The sequence below is a fragment of the Cupriavidus respiraculi genome, from assembly GCF_914271545.1.
GTDB classification, from domain to species: Bacteria; Pseudomonadota; Gammaproteobacteria; order Burkholderiales; family Burkholderiaceae; genus Cupriavidus; species Cupriavidus respiraculi.
Genome location: NZ_CAJZAH010000006.1, coordinates 171,458 through 189,540 on the forward strand (window position 1 = coordinate 171,458; position 18,083 = coordinate 189,540).

Annotated in this window: 15 protein-coding genes; 12 read left to right on the forward strand and 3 right to left on the reverse strand. The window is 66.0% G+C overall.

Going from position 1 to position 18,083, the window contains the following annotated elements; translation table 11 throughout:
* The first annotated feature begins 226 nt into the window (after nt 1-226).
* The 11 genes from LDO27_RS21880 to phoR all read left to right on the forward strand — a co-directional run bounded on the left by LDO27_RS21880 (nt 227) and on the right by phoR (nt 12,485).
* The gene (locus LDO27_RS21880; protein ID WP_222203768.1) at nt 227-892 is read left to right on the forward strand and encodes an RlmE family RNA methyltransferase; all 666 of its coding nucleotides are present in this window, start codon (nt 227-229) and stop codon (nt 890-892) included.
* 121 nt (nt 893-1,013) lie between these two features.
* Nucleotides 1,014-2,897 (forward strand): ATP-dependent zinc metalloprotease FtsH, encoded by a 1,884-nt coding sequence (gene ftsH, locus LDO27_RS21885; protein ID WP_222203766.1) that lies wholly within the window; start codon nt 1,014-1,016, stop codon nt 2,895-2,897.
* A 150-nt stretch (nt 2,898-3,047) separates the two neighbouring features.
* On the forward strand, nt 3,048-3,905 hold the full coding sequence (gene folP / locus LDO27_RS21890; RefSeq protein ID WP_224043971.1) for a dihydropteroate synthase: 858 nt from the start codon (nt 3,048-3,050) through the stop codon (nt 3,903-3,905).
* A gap of 122 nt (nt 3,906-4,027) precedes the next feature.
* Nucleotides 4,028-5,374 carry a phosphoglucosamine mutase gene (gene glmM, locus LDO27_RS21895; RefSeq protein WP_222203763.1) on the forward strand — a complete coding sequence of 449 codons (1,347 nt, stop codon included), beginning with the start codon at nt 4,028-4,030 and terminating at the stop codon, nt 5,372-5,374.
* A gap of 198 nt (nt 5,375-5,572) precedes the next feature.
* Nucleotides 5,573-6,607, forward strand: a complete 1,035-nt coding sequence (pstS, locus tag LDO27_RS21900; RefSeq protein WP_222203762.1) for a phosphate ABC transporter substrate-binding protein PstS — start codon at nt 5,573-5,575, stop codon at nt 6,605-6,607.
* 119 nt (nt 6,608-6,726) lie between these two features.
* Nucleotides 6,727-7,692 (forward strand): phosphate ABC transporter permease PstC, encoded by a 966-nt coding sequence (pstC, locus tag LDO27_RS21905; RefSeq protein ID WP_222203761.1) that lies wholly within the window; start codon nt 6,727-6,729, stop codon nt 7,690-7,692.
* Nucleotides 7,689-8,600 (forward strand): phosphate ABC transporter permease PstA, encoded by a 912-nt coding sequence (pstA, locus tag LDO27_RS21910; RefSeq protein WP_224043974.1) that lies wholly within the window; start codon nt 7,689-7,691, stop codon nt 8,598-8,600. The genes pstC and pstA overlap by 4 nt, the downstream gene beginning before the upstream one ends.
* A 79-nt stretch (nt 8,601-8,679) precedes the next feature.
* Nucleotides 8,680-9,468, forward strand: coding sequence for a phosphate ABC transporter ATP-binding protein PstB (pstB, locus tag LDO27_RS21915; RefSeq protein WP_222203757.1), 789 nt, complete (start codon nt 8,680-8,682; stop codon nt 9,466-9,468).
* A gap of 54 nt (nt 9,469-9,522) precedes the next feature.
* A complete protein-coding gene (gene phoU / locus LDO27_RS21920; protein ID WP_222203755.1) occupies nt 9,523-10,227 on the forward strand; it encodes a phosphate signaling complex protein PhoU in 705 nt (234 codons plus the stop codon).
* A 28-nt stretch (nt 10,228-10,255) separates the two neighbouring features.
* Nucleotides 10,256-10,963, forward strand: coding sequence for a phosphate regulon transcriptional regulator PhoB (gene phoB / locus LDO27_RS21925; RefSeq protein ID WP_222203753.1), 708 nt, complete (start codon nt 10,256-10,258; stop codon nt 10,961-10,963).
* A gap of 175 nt (nt 10,964-11,138) precedes the next feature.
* Nucleotides 11,139-12,485 (forward strand): phosphate regulon sensor histidine kinase PhoR, encoded by a 1,347-nt coding sequence (gene phoR, locus LDO27_RS21930; protein ID WP_222203751.1) that lies wholly within the window; start codon nt 11,139-11,141, stop codon nt 12,483-12,485.
* A 103-nt stretch (nt 12,486-12,588) separates the two neighbouring features.
* Here the strand turns inward: phoR and ppk1 are convergent, their stop codons facing one another.
* Complete coding sequence (gene ppk1 / locus LDO27_RS21935) at nt 12,589-14,673, reverse strand: polyphosphate kinase 1 (RefSeq protein WP_224043976.1); 2,085 nt, start codon at nt 14,671-14,673, stop codon at nt 12,589-12,591.
* A 195-nt stretch (nt 14,674-14,868) separates the two neighbouring features.
* On the opposite strand from ppk1, the gene ppx reads away from it, so the two are divergent.
* Nucleotides 14,869-16,401, forward strand: coding sequence for an exopolyphosphatase (gene ppx, locus LDO27_RS21940; RefSeq protein WP_222203747.1), 1,533 nt, complete (start codon nt 14,869-14,871; stop codon nt 16,399-16,401).
* A gap of 81 nt (nt 16,402-16,482) precedes the next feature.
* Here ppx and LDO27_RS21945 read toward each other — a convergent pair whose 3' ends face one another.
* Together LDO27_RS21945 and LDO27_RS21950 are read right to left on the reverse strand one after the other, a co-directional pair.
* A complete protein-coding gene (locus LDO27_RS21945) occupies nt 16,483-17,322 on the reverse strand; it encodes a GNAT family N-acetyltransferase (RefSeq protein WP_222203745.1) in 840 nt (279 codons plus the stop codon).
* Between the two features lie 126 nt (nt 17,323-17,448).
* The gene (locus LDO27_RS21950) at nt 17,449-17,925 is read right to left on the reverse strand and encodes a SixA phosphatase family protein (RefSeq protein WP_222203743.1); all 477 of its coding nucleotides are present in this window, start codon (nt 17,923-17,925) and stop codon (nt 17,449-17,451) included.
* Between the last annotated feature and the right edge of the window lie 158 nt (nt 17,926-18,083).

Consider the following 18,083-nt stretch of genomic DNA (forward strand, 5'->3'; position numbering starts at 1 on the left):
GGCGCGCTGAATATGGGGCTGACCGGCAGGCGCATCCAAACGGGGCGAGCGGGCAGCCAGGCGGCTGGTAAGGCGCAGGGTTTGCGCAACGGCGCGTATTATCCGTCAAACCGGCGCGGCCGGGCGGCAAAATCGGCAGGACAGGGAAAAAGGCGGGGAAAAAATCGCACGGCGCCGCACGGCACGGGCGGGATGGGTACCGCGGATCCCAAGCAGGCATTCTGGAATGGCCAAAAACAAGTTCAATCAGTCGTGGCTGCACGACCATATCAACGACCCCTACGTCAAAATGGCGCAGCGCGAGGGCTATCGCGCCCGCGCCGCCTACAAGCTCAAGGAGATCGACGAGGTCGACAAGCTGATCCAGCCGGGGCAGGTCATCGTGGACCTGGGCGCCGCGCCCGGTAGCTGGAGCCAATATGTGCGCAACAAGCTGGCGGCGTCGTCCCGCGCCCGGGATGGACATATCGACGGGGCGGTGATCGCCATCGACATGCTGCCGATGGAGCCGGTGGCCGACGTGTCCTTCATCCAGGGCGATTTCCGCGAGGAAGAGGTGTTCCGCCAGTTGGAGGCCATCGTGCTGGAGGCCTCGGGCGGCCGCAAGATCGACCTTGTTTTATCCGATATGGCCCCCAACCTATCGGGCGTGGCCTCGGCGGACGCGGCGCGCATGGAATATCTGTGCGACCTGGCGCTCGAATTTGCCCAGGCCCACCTGAAGCCCGACGGAGCATTGCTGGTAAAGTGCTTCCACGGCAGCGGCTACAGCCAGATCGTGGAGAAGTTCAAGCGCCAGTTCAAGACGGTAGCCAAGCGTAAGCCCAAGGCGTCGCGCGACAAGTCGTCCGAAACCTTCATTCTGGGTCGTCAATTGAAGACCGTGGGTTGAACCCGGCACTATCGGGCCGCCTATCGGTCCGATAAAAACGCTATTCGCCCTTCGGGGCGGGCGCTGCATTACAATGCAATGCAGCTATCCGTTGGCAAGGCATTTGCAAAGGAGTTCGGCCTTGAATAACAACCTGTTTCAAAAGGCGGCAATCTGGCTCGTGATCGCGCTGGTGTTGTTTACCGTCTTCAAGCAGTTCGACAAGCCCCGTGCGCAGGAAGGCGTCACCTACTCGCAGTTCATGGAGGACGCCAAGAACGGCAAGGTGAGCCGGGTCGACGTGCAGGGCCGGAATCTGGTGGTCTCCCCGAAGGAAGGGCAGAAGTACACCATCATCTCGCCGGGCGACATCTGGATGGTCGGCGACCTGATGAAGTACGGCGTCCAGGTGACCGGCAAGGCCGATGACGAACCCAATATGCTGGTGCAGGCCCTGTATTACCTCGGGCCGACCCTGCTGATCATCGTCTTCTGGTTCTACATGATGCGGCAGATGCAGGGCGGCGGGAAAGGCGGTGCCTTCTCGTTCGGCAAGTCCCGCGCGCGCCTGATCGACGAGAACCAGAACGCGGTCACCTTCCAGGACGTCGCCGGTTGCGACGAATCCAAGGAAGAAGTGGTCGAACTGGTCGACTTCCTGAAGGACCCTCAGAAATTCCAGAAGCTGGGCGGCCGCATCCCCCGCGGCGTGCTGCTGGTCGGCCCCCCGGGCACCGGCAAGACGCTGCTGGCGCGCGCCATCGCCGGCGAGGCCAAGGTGCCGTTCTTCAGCATCTCGGGTTCGGACTTCGTGGAAATGTTCGTCGGCGTGGGCGCGGCCCGTGTCCGCGACATGTTCGAGAACGCCAAGAAGCAGGCTCCCTGCATCGTGTTCATCGATGAAATCGACGCGGTCGGCCGCCATCGCGGCGCCGGCATGGGCGGCGGCAACGACGAGCGCGAGCAGACCCTGAACCAGATGCTGGTCGAGATGGACGGCTTCGAGGCCAACTCGGGGGTCATCGTGATCGCCGCGACCAACCGCGCCGACGTGCTGGACAAGGCGCTGCTGCGTCCGGGTCGCTTCGACCGCCAGGTCTACGTCGGCCTGCCGGATATCCGCGGCCGCGAACAGATCCTGAAGGTGCATATGCGCAAGGTGCCCATCGGCAACGATGTGGACGCCTCCGTGATCGCCCGCGGTACCCCCGGCTTCTCGGGCGCCGACCTGGCCAACCTGGTCAACGAGGCCGCGCTGTTCGCCGCCCGCCGCAACAAGCGCGTGGTCGACATGCAGGACTTCGAGGACGCAAAGGACAAGATCTACATGGGTCCGGAGCGCAAGTCCACGGTCATGCGCGAAGAGGAACGCAAGGCGACCGCGTACCACGAGTCGGGCCATGCGGTGGTAGCCAAGCTGCTGCCCAAGGCCGACCCGGTGCACAAGGTCACCATCATGCCGCGCGGCTGGGCGCTTGGCGTGACCTGGCAGCTGCCGGAGCACGACAAGTACTCGAAGTACAAGGACAACATGCTGGACGAGATCGCCATCCTGTTCGGCGGCCGGGCAGCCGAGGAAGTCTTCCTCAACGCCATGAGCACCGGCGCGTCCAACGACTTCGAGCGCGCCACCAAGACGGCGCGCGACATGGTGACCCGCTTCGGCATGAGCGATTCGCTGGGCACCATGGTGTACGTGGATACGGAGCAGGACGGCATGTTCGGCAAGATGTCCTCCAAGACCGTGTCCGAGGCGACGCAGCAGAAGGTCGATGCGGAAATTCGCCGGATCGTCGACGAGCAGTACGCGCTGGCCAAGCGCCTGCTCGAGGAAAACCGCGACAAGGTCGAGGCCATGACGGCCGCGCTGATGGAGTGGGAAACGATCGACGCCGAGCAGGTCAACGACATCATGGCCGGCAAGCCGCCGCGTCCCCCGCGCGGAGTGTCGGGTCCGAGCGGTGGCGGCAATACGCCCCCGGGCGGATCGCCGGTCACGCCGTCGAACGCGCCGGCCGCCGCCTGACCGCAATACCGGCAAGCCAGCGCTGATTGCGCCGGCTGCCGACAAGCCGGTGCCTTGCGCACCGGCTTTTTTCGTTCAGCGGCCGCTGATTCGCCTTGCCCGACGGTGGCCCGCCACACGGGCCGCCGTCCCGCCATCACGGGTTCCATCTTGCCGACTTCCTTCTTCCAGTGCGGGCGCTACCGCTTCGCACTCGACCGCCGCCCCCTGGTGATGGGCATCCTGAACGTCACGCCGGACTCCTTTTCGGACGGCGGGCAGCATGCCACGCGCGACACCGCGCTGCGCCATGCCGAGGCGATGATCGCTGAGGGCGTGGACGTCATCGACATCGGTGGCGAGTCCAGCCGGCCCGGCTCCGTGTCCCTGCCGCTCGACGAAGAACTGGCGCGCGTGATACCTGTCGTGGAGGCGCTGCGCGATTGCGGCAAGCCGCTCTCGGTCGACACCTACAAGCCCGAGGTCATGCGCGCCGCGCTGGCTGCGGGGGCAGACCTGATCAACGATATCTGGGGCTTCCGGATGCCGGGCGCCATCGAGGCGGTGGCGGCGGGCGACGCTGGGCTGTGCGTGATGCATATGCAGCGCGATCCCGCCACGATGCAGGAAGACCCCCATTACGACGACGTGGTCGGCGAGGTACAAGCCTTTCTGGCCGAACGGGTCGCCGCGCTGCGGGCTGCCGGCGTGGCCGACGAACGCATCACGCTGGACCCGGGCTTCGGTTTCGGCAAGACGCCGGATCACAACCTGCGCCTGCTCGGACAGTTGCCCCGCCTGGGCGTGGACGGTCTGCCACTGCTGGTGGGGCTGTCGCGCAAGTCCACGCTGGGCCGGATCCTGGGAGGCCGCCCGCCGCAGGGCCGCGTCGCGGCCAGCGTGGCGGCGGCGGTGTGCGCGGCGGAGCGCGGGGCCTATATCGTGCGGGTGCATGACGTACAGCCCACCGTGGACGCGATCCGGACATGGTGGGCGGTGCGCCAGGAAGCCGTGCCGGCCGTGGAGTGACCGCCCTCGAGGCGACGAGAATCGATAACGCAAACGACCCACAACCAAAATCACAGCGGGATCGCGGAAGCCGGGCTGGTCCGGCGCGCGTGACCCGCGCAGAACAATACGGAGAGGAACGTATGACTCGCAAATATTTCGGGACTGATGGCGTGCGGGGCAGGGTAGGCGAGGCGCCGATCACGCCGGACTTCGTGATGCGCCTGGGCTACGCCGCCGGCAAGGTGCTGGCGCTGGGCGCGAAGCAGCAGTCTCAGGGCCGCCCCACCGTGCTGATCGGCAAGGACACGCGCATTTCCGGCTATATGCTCGAAGCGGCGCTGGAGGCCGGCTTCACGTCGGCCGGCGTGCACGTGCTGCTGACCGGGCCGTTGCCCACGCCAGGCGTGGCGTATCTGACCCGGGCGCTGCGCCTGGCGGCCGGCGTGGTGATATCCGCCAGCCACAATCCCTACTACGACAACGGCATCAAGTTCTTCTCGTCCGGCGGCGACAAGCTGCCCGACGAGGTGGAACTGGCGATCGAGGCGGAACTGGAGAAGCCGATGATCTGCGTGCGCTCGGACGACCTGGGCCGGGCGCGGCGCATCGAGGATGCGGCGGGCCGCTATATCGAGTTCTGCAAGAGCACTTTCCCCTACGATCTGGACCTGCATCAGCTCAAGCTGGTGGTGGACTGCGCCCATGGCGCGGCGTACCACATCGCACCGCACGTCTTCCATGAACTGGGCGCGGAGGTCATCACGATCGGCAACCAGCCCGACGGCCGCAATATCAACGCCGGCTACGGCGCGACGGCGCCGGAAAAGCTGATCGAGGCGGTCAAGACCCATGGCGCGGCGTTGGGTCTCGCCTTCGACGGCGATGCCGACCGGCTGCAGATGGTGGACGCGAGCGGGCGCCTGTTCAACGGCGACGAACTGCTCTACGCCATCGTCCAGGACCGTCTTGCGGCCGGCCAGCCCGTGCAGGGCGTGGTGGGCACGCTGATGACCAATATGGCCATCGAACTGGCGCTGCAACGCCAGGGTGTGGAGCTGGTGCGCGCCAAGGTGGGCGACCGCTACGTGCTGGAGGAACTGAACAAGCGCGGCTGGGTGGTGGGGGGCGAGGGCTCGGGCCATCTGCTGTGCCTGGACCGGCATAGCACGGGCGACGGCATCGTGTCCGCGCTGCAGGTGCTGGCGGCGCTGCGGCGCAGCGGCAAGACGCTGGCGCAGATGCTGGAGGGCGTGTCGCTGTTCCCCCAGACGCTGATCAACGTGCGCGTGGAAAAGGGCTTCGACTGGCAGACGCACGCCGGCCTGAGCGCCGCCCGCGCGGCGGTGGAGCCGGAACTGGCCGGCAAGGGCCGCGTCCTGATCCGGGCCTCCGGCACGGAGCCCGTGGTTCGGGTGATGGTGGAAGCCGAGCAGGTAGAGACTGCCGAACGCGCGGCGCAGACGCTCGCGGATGCGTTGCGTGCCTGAAAGAGCACATATTGGTGACAAAAACGCCGGCCGAGCCGGCGTTTTTTTATGGCGCTTTCATAACACCGAAACAGAAAACAAAAATTAAGGCCAGGCTTCAAGAACATTTCGCGATGTCATGGAACTGTCACAGTCAGAGCCTAAAGTTCGGGATGTCAAAAATCTGTCATTCCCCAACCAATGTTCTCTGGAGGACATATGAAGCTGGTCAAGACTGCCGTAGCGGGCATCGTTTCGTTGATGACGGTGGGTTCCGCGTTTGCGGCAGAAATCACCGGTGCAGGCGCGTCTTTCCCCGCGCCCGTCTATTCCAAGTGGGCCGACGCCTACCAAAAGGCAACGGGTAACAAGGTCAACTATCAATCCATCGGTTCGTCGGGCGGCATCAAGCAGATCAATGCCAAGACGGTCGATTTCGGCGCCTCGGACGCTCCCCTGAAGGACGAGCAACTGGCCAAGGACGGTCTGGTCCAGTTCCCGACGGTCATCGGCGGCGTGGTCCCCGTGGTCAACCTGCAAGGCTTCAAGCCGGGCGACCTGACCATCAACGGCGAAGTGCTCGCCAACATCTACCTCGGCAAGATCAAGAAGTGGGACGATCCCGCGATCAAGGCGCTGAACCCCAACGCCAAGCTGCCGAGCCAGGACATCCTGCCGGTGCGCCGCGCCGACGGTTCGGGCACCACCTTCATCTTCACCAACTACCTGTCCAAGGTCAGCGCGGACTGGAAGAACTCGGTGGGCGAAGGCACCACGGTGAACTGGCCGGGTGGCGGCACGGGCGGCAAGGGCAATGAAGGCGTGGCCGCCTTCGTGCAGCGCCTGAACGGTGCGATCGGCTACGTCGAGTACGCCTACGCCAAGCAGAACAAGATGACCCACCTGAACATGAAGAATGCTTCGGGCGCGGTGGTTCAGCCGAGCGACGACTCCTTCAAGGCCGCCGCCGCCGGTGCGGACTGGAGCAAGACGTACTACCAGATCCTGACCGAGCAGCCCGGCAAGGACGCCTGGCCGATCGCGGGCGCCACCTTCGTCCTGGTCCACAAGAGCCAGGCGAAGCCGGAGCAGGGCACCGAAGTGCTGAAGTTCTTCGACTGGGCCTACAAGAACGGCGGCACGATGGCGTCGGACCTGGACTACGTGCCGATGCCCGAGGCCGTGGTCAAGCAGATCCGCGCCACCTGGTCGAACAGCGTCAAGGACGCGTCCGGCAAGGCCGTGTTCAACTAAGCGGCGCCCGAGCCCTGCCTGCCCGTGCGTGTTCCGGGCGGCAGGGCCCACCGTCCCGCCTTATCGCACCATCGCTCGCCCGCTAGGGCGCTTCTCCGAACCGAACGTTCTCGATCACCATGGCGACTCCGACCGATTTTCCAGCCGTGCGCGCACCCAGCCGTACCGGCGACCTGCTGTTCGGTGGCCTGACGCGCGGCGCCGCGATCGTGACGCTGCTCCTGCTCGGGGGCATCATCATTTCTCTGGCCGTCAGCGCCTGGCCCTCGATCCAGGCGTTCGGCATCAGTTTCCTGTGGTCGTCGGAGTGGGATCCGCCGGCCGACGTCTACGGTGCGCTGGTACCCATCTACGGCACCATCGTCACCAGCCTGATCGCGCTGATCATCGCCGTGCCGGTGAGCTTCGGCATCGCGCTGTTCCTCACCGAGCTGTCGCCCGCGTGGCTGCGCCGCCCGCTGGGCACGGCGATCGAACTGCTGGCCGCGGTGCCTTCCATCGTCTACGGCATGTGGGGCCTGCTGGTGTTCGCGCCGCTGTTCGGGGAGTACTTCCAGAAGCCGCTCGCCAACACCGTCGGCCAGCTGCCGCTGATCGGCAAGCTGTTCCAGGGGGCGCCGCTGGGCATCGGCCTGCTGTGCGCGGGCGTGATCCTGGCGATCATGATCATTCCCTACATCGCCGCGGTGATGCGCGACGTGTTCGAGGTCACGCCGGTGCTGCTGAAGGAATCGGCCTACGGCGTGGGCTGCACGACGTGGGAAGTCATGTGGAACGTGGTGCTGCCCTACACGCGCGCCGGTGTGATCGGCGGCATCATGCTCGGCCTGGGCCGGGCGCTGGGCGAGACCATGGCCGTGACCTTCGTGATCGGCAACACCAATCTGCTGGACAACGTCTCGCTGTTTTCCCCCGGCAATAGCATCACCTCGGCGCTCGCCAACGAATTCGCCGAGGCCGGCGCGGGCCTGCATACCGCCGCGCTGATGGAGCTGGGCCTGATCCTGTTCTTCATCACCTTCGTGGTGCTGGCGCTGTCGAAGGTCCTGCTGATGCGCCTTGCCAAGAATGAGGGCACGAAATGAACCAAGCCACCGCTACCGCGTCGCCGGCAACGGCCTCGTCCATTCCCGCCGTGCGGGCCGATGCGGACGCCGTGCGCACCCGCCTGCAGGCGCGCCGCCGCCGCATCAATGTCTACGCGCTGACCGCTTCGCTGGCCGCGATGGCCTTCGGCCTGTTCTGGCTGGCGTGGATCCTGTGGACCACGGTGAGCCTGGGCATCGGCGGCCTGTCGTGGGAGCTGTTCACCGAGATGACGCCGGCGCCGAATACCGCCGGCGGTGGCCTGGCCAACGCCATCTACGGCAGCTTCGTGATGGTCGGCATGGCCACGCTGCTGGGCACGCCGCTGGGCATCCTGGCCGGCATCTACCTGGCCGAATACGGCCAGAAGTCGGCGCTCGCCAGCCTGATCCGCTTCATCAACGACATCCTGCTGTCGGCGCCGTCCATCGTGATCGGCCTGTTCGTGTACGCGCTGGTGGTGACCCGCATGGGCCATTTCTCGGCGTGGGCGGGCATCTGCGCGCTGGCGCTGCTGCAGATTCCGATCGTGGTGCGCACCACCGAAAACATGCTGAACCTGGTGCCCAACGCGCTGCGCGAGGCCGCCTTCGCGCTGGGCACGCCGAAGTGGAAGATGGTCCTGTCGATCACGGTGAAGTCGTCCTACGCGGGCATCATCACCGGCGTGCTGCTGGCGGTGGCGCGCATCGCCGGCGAAACGGCGCCGCTGCTGTTCACCGCGCTGTCGAACCAGTTCTGGACGACGGACCTGAACAAGCCGATGGCCAACCTGCCGGTGACGATCTTCCGCTTCGCCATGAGTCCCTTCACCGAATGGCAGCAGCTTGCCTGGGCGGGGGTGTTCCTGATTACCCTGGGCGTGCTGGCCCTGAACATCCTGGCACGCGTGCTGTTCAAGAAGTAAGACGGGAAGCGCCGGGCGCCACCATGCGGCGGCGTCCGCCACCGGTCCGACTCCAACAGATTCCAAGCGAGACACAAGCATGACCTCCACCGTCATCGATATTCCCGACAGCGTCCGCGCCAAGATCGACGTGCGCAACCTGAACTTCTACTACGGCCAGTTCCATGCGCTGAAGAACATCAACATGTCGATCCCCGACCGCAAGGTGACGGCCTTCATCGGCCCGTCCGGTTGCGGCAAATCGACCCTGCTGCGCACGCTGAACAAGATGTACGCGCTCTATCCGGAGCAGCGCGCCGAGGGCGAGATCAACATGGATGGCGAGAACCTGCTGACCTCGCGCCAGGACATCGCGCTGCTGCGCGCCAAGGTGGGCATGGTGTTCCAGAAGCCGACGCCGTTCCCGATGTCCATCTACGACAACATCGCCTTCGGCGTGCGCCTGTTCGAGAAGCTGTCGCGCTCCGAGATGGACGACCGCGTGGAATGGGCGCTGACCAAGGCGGCGCTGTGGAACGAGGCCAAGGACAAGCTGCACCAGTCGGGCTATGGCCTCTCCGGCGGCCAGCAGCAGCGCCTGTGCATCGCGCGCGGCATCGCCATCCGCCCCGAAGTGCTGCTGCTGGACGAGCCGTGCTCCGCGCTGGACCCGATCTCGACGGGCCGCATCGAGGAACTGATCGCGGAACTGAAGGACGAGTACACCGTGGTGATCGTCACTCATAATATGCAACAGGCGGCGCGCTGCTCGGACTTCACCGCCTACATGTATCTGGGCGAGATGATCGAGTTCGGCGAGACGGAAAAGATCTTCATCAAGCCGCACCGCAAGGAAACGGAAGACTACATCACCGGCCGTTTCGGCTGATCGCAAGCGACAGGCCAAGGCATCGATCCAACCCTTGGCGGCCAGGAGAACATCATGACGGACAAGCATTTGTCGACCCAGTTCGACGCCGACCTCAACGCCATCAGCACCAAGCTGTTGCAGATGGGCGGTCTGGTGGAATCGCAGATCGAGGTCGCCATGAAGGCGCTCGCCGACTTCGACGGCGCGCTGGCCGACCAGGTGATCGCGCGCGAGCACAGCCTCAATGCGCTGGAGCTGGAGATCGACGCGGACTGCGGCAATATCATCGCGCGGCGCCAGCCCACCGCGCGCGACCTGCGCCTGGTGATGGCGATCTCCAAGACCATCACCAACCTGGAGCGCGCCGGCGACGAGGCCGAGAAGGTGGCCAAGCGCACCAAGCACATGATGGAAGATCCGGCCGCGCACGCCATCAACTACTCCGAGGTCAAGGTCTCGGGCGCGATGGCGGTGGCGCTGCTGCGTCAGGCGCTGGACGCGTTCGCCCGCCTGGATACCGTGGCCGCGGCCCGCATCGTGCAGGAAGACAAGGCCATCGACGAGGAATTCCGTGCCTTCGTGCGCAAGCTGATCACGTACATGATGGAAGACCCGCGCACCATCTCCGTGGCGCTGGATTTTCTCTTCATCGCCAAGGCGATCGAGCGCATTGGCGACCATGCCAAGAACATCGCCGAATTCATCATCTACATCGTCAAGGGCACCGATGTCCGCCATTCCTCGCGCGAGGACATGGAGCGGGAAGCGTTGAGCTGACCGGCGCCCATCGCGGAGAAACATGCACATGCCAAGCAGCATCCTGGTAGTCGAAGACGAACCGGCCATCGCGGAACTGATCGCGGTGAACCTGCAGCACGCGGGCCATTATCCGATCCGTGCCTACAACGCCGAGCAGGCACTGTCGCTGATGAGCGATGTGCTGCCCGACCTCGTATTGCTGGACTGGATGCTGCCCGGCAAGTCGGGCGCCGTCTTCGCGAAGGAATTGCGCAACAACGAGCGCACGCGGCAGATTCCCATCATCATGCTGACCGCCCGCAGCGAGGAGCAGGACAAGGTGATGGGTCTGGAGGCTGGCGCCGACGACTACGTGACCAAGCCGTTCTCGCCCAAGGAACTGCTGGCGCGCATCAAGGCGGTGCTGCGCCGCCGCGCGCCCCAGCTCACCGACGACGTGGTCGCCATCAACGGCCTGCGGCTGGACCCGGCCACGCACCGCGTGACCGGCCAGGACGAAAGCGGTCCGATCAAGCTGGATCTCGGCCCGACCGAATTCCGCCTGCTGCATTTCCTGATGACGCATCCCGAGCGCGTGCACAGCCGCTCGCAGCTGCTCGACCAGGTCTGGGGCGACCATGTGTTCGTCGAAGAGCGTACCGTCGACGTGCATATCAAGCGGCTGCGCGCGGCGCTCACGCCCGGGGGCTACAGCAACATGATCGAGACGGTGCGCGGCAGCGGCTACCGGCTGGCGAAGGCGCCCAACCACTGAGGCAGCCGTCCGGCTTCATCCCGAAGTCATCTGGACGTCTCCAGCACGGGCCCCGCCGCGAGCGGGGCAACGCGGCGGCGGACGCGGCGGCCCCGGCCGTCGCGCTCCGCCGGTTTCGTGGCACACTGCTGCGCATCGCGCGCCGCGGTGCGGCCTGCCAGCCATCCCTGTCTTCATGAACGTCATCTGGGCCCGGTCCGCGGCCATTCTCGTCATCCTCACCGTCGTCACCGCCGGTCTCTACCTGTGGGTCGGGCCGGTGCCGGCGCTGGCCTTGCTCGGCGCCGTGCTGATCGCGCTGCTGGTCTACTACCTGTACCAGATCAACCGGCTGTGGAAGGTGCTCGACGCCCCGGCCTACGGCGAGATCCCCAGCGCGCTGGGCATCTGGGGCGAGGTCTACTACCGGCTGCACCGGCTGGTCAAACGCTGGCGCACGCAGGTACTCCAGGTGGAACAGCAACACACCCGCTTCATCCAGGCCATCCAGGCCTCGCCCAACGGCGTGCTGATGCTCGACGACGCCGACCAGATCGAATGGTGCAACGAGGTCGCGGAGCTGCATTTCGGGCTGAATGCGCGGCGCGACGTGCGCCAGCGCATCACGCACCTGATCCGCCGCCCCGAGTTCGTGCAGTACCTGATGCTGGAGCACTTCGACGAACCGCTGACCATGCGCGACATGGGCGAGCACAAGCAGAGCGTGCTGTCGGTGCAGATCCTGCCCTATGGCGACAACCGCAAGCTGGTGCTGACGCAGGACATCACCAAGCTGGAGAACACGGAATCGATGCGCCGCGACTTCGTCGCCAACGTCTCGCACGAGCTGAAGACGCCGCTGACGGTGCTCGCCGGCTTCCTGGAGACGGTGCGCGACCTGCCGGTCAGCGACGAGGACCGCCGGCGCTACGTCGACATGATGCTGGTGCAGTCGATGCGCATGCAGCATATCGTCGAGGACCTGCTGGCCCTGGCCAAGCTCGAGAGCGACATGCAGCCGCCGCACAGGGAGCCGGTCAACGTGGGCGCCATCGTCGCGCACCTGCGCCACGATGCCGAGGGCCTGTCGCAGGGCCGGCACGAGATCGCCATCGAGGTCGATCCGACGGTGGGCATCCGCGGCGCCGAGACCGAACTGCTGTCGGCCTTCGGCAATCTGGTCTCCAACGCCGTGCGCTATACGCCCGAGGGCGGGCGCATCGGCATCAATCTCGCCTGGCAAAGCGGCCACGCGGTGTTCTCGGTCAGCGACACCGGCCTGGGCATCGCCTCCGAACACATTCCGCGGCTGACCGAGCGCTTCTACCGCGTGGACCGCAGCCGTTCGCGCGATACCGGCGGCACGGGCCTGGGGCTTGCCATCGTCAAGCACGTGCTGTCGCGCCACCATGCGGACCTGCGCGTCAGCAGCGAGGTCGGCAAGGGCAGCGTGTTCCGCGTGGTGTTTCCGGAGGAGCGCAGCTACCGCGCCGCGGCGGCGCCGCAGTCGGCCGGCGGCAATGGCGGGCAGCGCGCGGCATGAGCGAAAGAGCGGGCGGGGAAAGCGGGCAGCGAAATGCGCGGCGAGATAGGGCAGCGAAATAGGGCCGGGCAGGGCACGCCGCCGTGCCCGCCGGCCGCTGCGCTCAGGCGCCGCCGAAGCGCTTGAGCAGGTCCTGCTGGCTGATGTGCGGGTGCTTGGACTTGCTGCGCCGCTGCACATAGGTGCCGTCCGCCTGCATTTCCCACGCGGAGGCGTTGTCCCGCAGATGGACCATCAGGCTTTCCTTGATCACGCGCGCCTTCAGCGCCTTGTCCAGCACGGGGAAGGCCACTTCCACGCGGCGGAAGAGATTGCGGTCCATCCAGTCGGCGCTCGACAGGTAGATCAGCTCGGCGCCGTCGGCGTAGAAGTAGTTGACGCGGTGATGCTCCAGGAAGCGCCCGACGATCGATCGCACCGTGATGTTCTCGGACAGGCCGGGCACTCCGGGCTTGAGCGCGCAGACGCCGCGCACGATCAGGTCGATCTTCACCCCGGCGCGCGAGGCCTTGTACAGCTCGTCGATGATCGACGGCTCCAGCAGCGCGTTCATCTTCGCCATGATGCGTGCCGGCTTGCCCGCCCGCGCATTGCGCGCCTCGGCGCGGATATGCTCGACCAGGTTGTTGTGCATGGTGAAGGGCGACTGCCACAGATGCTGCAGGCGGATCGACCCCGCGGTGCCGGTCAGCAGCTGGAAGACCCGATGCACGTCCTCGCAGATCTGCTCGTTGGTGGTCAGCAGGCCGAAGTCCGTGTACAGGCGCGCCGTGCGAGGATGGTAGTTGCCCGTGCCCAGATGCACGTAGCGGCGCAGCTTGAAATGCTTGTTCTTCGGCCCCGCCAGTTCGCGCCGCACGATCAGCAGCATCTTGGCGTGGCACTTGTGGCCCACTACGCCGTACACCACGTGCGCGCCGGCCGATTCCAGCCGCTCCGCCCAGTTGATATTGGTTTCCTCGTCGAAGCGCGCCAGCAGCTCCACCACCACCGTCACTTCCTTGCCGTTGCGCGCCGCCGTCATCAGCGCTTCCATCACTAGCGAATCGTTGCCGGTGCGGTAGACGGTCTGCTTGATCGCCACCACGTTCGGATCGGTGGCCGCCGTCTGCAGCAGATCGAGCACCGACGTGAAGCTCTCGTATGGATGGTGCAGCAGCACGTCGCGCTGGCGCAGCACGTCGAAGATCGGCATGCCGGCGACGAACTCCTTGACTGGCGCGGGCACATGCGGCGGGTACTTCAGCGCGGGGCGGTCGATCATGTCGCCGATGGACAGCAGGCGCACCAGGTTCACCGGCCCGCTGACGCGGTACACATCCTGCTCGGCCAGGCCGAATTCCAGCAGCAGCCGGCGCGTCAGCGGCGCCGGCGTTTCGGACGCGACCTCCAGCCGCACCGTATCGCCGAAATGCCGCGTCGACAGCTCGCCCTGCAGCGCCTCGCGCAGGTCGGTGATGTCGTCCTCCGACACGAACAGGTCGGAGTTGCGCGTGACCCGGAACTGGTAGCAGCCGCGCACATCGATCGAGGGAAACAGCTCGTGCACGAAGCCCTGCATGAACGAGGACAGCAGCACGAAGCCGTACGGGTAGCCCGACAGTTCCTCCGGCATGCGCACCACGCGGGGCAGGGCCCGCGGCGCCTGCACGATGGCCAGGTCCGCGTCGCGGCCGAAGGCGTCCTTGCCGGACAGCTCCACCACGAAGTTCAGGCTCTTGTTGAGCACGCGCGGGAAGGGATGGGCGGGATCGAGCGCGATCGGCGTCAGCACCGGCCCCAGCTCGCGCACGAAGAAGTCCCGCGCCCAGGCGCGCTGGGCCTCGTTCCAGTTGGTGGTCAGGTGGAAGAAGACCCCTTCCTTTTCGAGCAGGGGGAAAATGACGTTCTGCAGCATGTCATACTGCGCGGCAACGAGCTGCTGCGTGCGCTCGCTGGCCAGCTGATACGTCTGCTGGTAGGAAAGGCCGTCGGGCGTGAGCCCGGACGGATTGTCGCGCATCGTTTCCTTCAGGCCCGCCATGCGGATTTCGAAGAATTCGTCCAGGTTGCTGGACACGATGCAGATGAATTTGAGGCGCTCCAGCAGCGGGACTTTCGGGTCCGCCGCCTGGGCCAGGACGCGGGAGTTGAATTCCAGAATGCCGAGTTCGCGGTTCAACAGCGTACCGGGCGGGGTCGTCGTCATGGGCATGACCTTCTTTGGGTAATGCGGCGACTTTTTCATAATTCCGTGTCAACTTGATGACACATCGATTTTGTCATGACACCGACATGACCAAGTCATATTTTTAGTGGCTCGATACAGGTTCCAGACGCGCCCGGCGCGCGTCCGACCCATGACCCATCGGCCGCGGTCGCAATTTCCTTTTTCACTACTGCGATGAACGACAATCCACGCCTGCTCGCTGCCGTCGATATGGGCTCCAACAGTTTCCGGCTGATGATCGGCCGGGTCGACGAAGCCAATACGGCCAGCGGGCCGGCCAGCCAGATCTTCCAGGTCGATGCGCTGCGCGAGCCGGTGCGGCTCGCCGCGGGGCTGACGGCGGACAAGTACCTCGACCAGCCGGCGCGCCGGCGCGGCATCGACGCGCTGCGCCGCTTCGGCGACCGGCTGCGCGAGTTCTCGCCGGACCATGTGCGCGCCGTCGCCACCAACACCCTGCGGGTAGCCAAGAATGCCGCCGAATTCCTGATCGAGGCCGAGCACGCGCTCGGGTTTCCGATCGAGATCATCGCCGGGCGCGAAGAGGCGCGACTGATCTATCTCGGCGCCTCGCACGATGCGCCGCCGTGCGCCGGCAACCGGCTGGTGGTGGATATCGGCGGCGGCTCGACCGAATTCATCATCGGCAGCGGCTACGGCGCCAAGCTGATGGAGAGTCTGTATATCGGCTGCGTGTCGCACAGCCGGCAGTTCTTTCCCAGCGGCAATGTCGACGAATACGCGATGAAGCAGGCCGAGCTGGCCGCGCGGCGCGAGATCCAGGTGCTGGTGCGGCAGTATCGCGCCGCCGGGTGGCAGCAGGCGGTGGGCTCCTCAGGCACGGCACGCGCACTGGCCGAGCTGATCGAGCTGAACGGCATGAACGACAGCCCGCACGAGCATGGCATTTCGCGTGAAGGGCTGGAGCGGCTCAAGCGTGCGCTGATCAAGGCGGAGAACACCAACCGCGTGAAGCTGATCGGCCTGAAGCCGGACCGCATCCCGGTGCTGCCGGGCGGGCTGTCCATCATGCTGGGCGTGTTCGCGGAGCTCGATGTCGACCGCATGGACGTGACCGACGGCGCCCTGCGCCTGGGCGTGCTGTACGACCTGCTGGGGCGCTCCCACCACGAGGACATGCGCACCGTGACGGTCGACCAGTTCATGCGCCGCTACGCGGTGGACCGGGCCCAGGCCACGCGCGTGCGGCTGACCGCGCAGGCGCTGCTGGCGCAGTTTCCGGAGCCGGTGCACGAGCGGCGCGAGGACAATCTGGCGCTGCTCGGCTGGGCGGCCAGCCTGCACGAGATCGGCATGACCATCTCCCACAGTGGCTATCACAAGCACTCGGCGTATATCGCGACGCATGCCGACATGCCGGGCTTCTCCAAGACGGATCAGGCGCGGCTCGCCACGCTGCTGCTCGGCCATGCCGGCAAGCTGGGCAAGCTCTCGGGCAGCGGCAAGTTTCTCGACTGGCGCATGCTGTTCAGCCTGCGCCTGGCCTTCGTGCTGTGCCGGCGCCGTTCTGACGAGCCGCTGCCGGAGATCACCGTGCGGGAGCGCACCGAGGCGCTGGACGAGGGCTTCGAGGTGTCGCTGCCCAAGCGCTGGGTCGAGACCAATCCCCTGGTGGAGTACAGCCTGGCCAAGGAAGCCGACGAGTGGGAGCGCATCGGCAAGCGGTACAAGGTGGTGTACGTCTGAGGGGCCGGCGCAACGCCCGGTCGCCACGAAGAAAAAAGCGGCCTTGATGGCCGCTTTGCCGTCGTTCGGCGCCGAAGCCGTTCAGCCCCGGTTCAAGCCGAGGAAGTGGCGCGCGTAGCGGGGGTTCATGTCGTTCACGCGCAGCAGGGTCAGGAAGTCCGCCACGTTGAAGTCAGGATCCCATGCCGGCATGCCGCAGATGCGCGCGCCCAGGCGCAGATAGCCCTTGATCAGCGCCGGGGGCTCGACCTCGAGCGTCTGGTTCAGCTCGTGCACCGGCAGCGGCAGCCGCGGGAAGGCGTGGTACTCGATGGGCGCCAGCGCGGTCTCCGAGAACAGCCGGCTCAGGCTGGCCGCCATATGGCCGCCGTCGCTCATCGGCACGCTGGCGCAGCCGAGCATGGTCTCGATGCCCCAGCGCTGCAGGTACTCGCCCAGGCCGCCCCACAGCGCCATGATGACGCTGCCGGAGCGGTAGTCGCGATGCACGCAGGAGCGGCCCAGCTCGATCATCTTCGGCTTCAGATGCGCGAGGCGCACCAGATCGAATTCGGACTCCGCGTACAGGCAGCCGATGCGCTTGGCCTGGTGCGGCGGCAGCACGCGGTAGGTGCCCACGACCTTTAGCGTCGTCATGTCGCGCACGATCAGGTGATCGCAGTAGGCGTCGAACATGTCGACGTCCAGCTCGGGCGTGGCGGGATTCAGGCGGGCGCCCATCTCCTCGGCGAAGACCTTGTAGCGCAGGCGCTGCGCCTCGATTACTTCGTCCTGGTGGCGCGCCCACGCCACGCTGAGAGCAGGCGGTTCATTTGCCTGTGTATCCGGTTGGCGATGAAGACGCCTCCGCGCCGAATGGCCGGCCAGGCCATTGGGCAAGGAATCGAAGAGCGGCTGGGTCGGCGTGGGGAGGTCTCGCATCAGCATGTCCTTTTGGTGACGAAACTGCTGCGAAACAATGTAGAGAGGGCGGATGACAGCGCCGTGAAGCGACCATGACGGTTGCGTGAAGTGCAACGGCGGCAGCGAGCCCGGCGGGAAAGCGGCTTACAGGAAGTCCGGGTTGACCACGGCGCGCAGCACGACCTGTGCTTCGCTTTCGCGCGTGCGGCTGGACAACCACCAGATGCCGGCCTTGCGCATGCTCCAGTTCATCTCGTTGCCGGCCAGCAACAGGCTGGCGACACGCCCGATCCACGGCTGATGTCCGACCACGACGGTGGTCTGCTCGCCCTGCGGCCAGTCGATCGCGGCGAGCACCGCGGTGACATCGGCGTCCGGGGCCAGCGCATCGGCGATCTCGGGCGTTGGCGTCAGCATGGCCGCGGTCTCGCGCGCCCGGACCGCCGGGCTCGAAACGATGCGCGCATCCTCGGGCAGATGCTCGCGCAGCCAGGCCGCGGCGGCCTCGGCCTGCTTGCGGCCGCGCTTGGTCAGCGCGCGCTTCATGTCCGCATTGCGGCTTGCACTGAGCGTCTCGGGCAATTCCTCGGCTTCGGCGTGGCGCCACAGGATCAGGTTCATGGCTGACGGCTTGGTGAAATCGAAGGTGGGGAAGTGGTCATCGCTGACCCGCCGAGTATGGCCGAGCGCCCAGGACGGTGCAAGGCACCTGCCACCGCGAGGTGGGGGCCGGCTCGGAACAGCATGATACGGAGCGAAGGATGCGGCAGTGTGGCCGA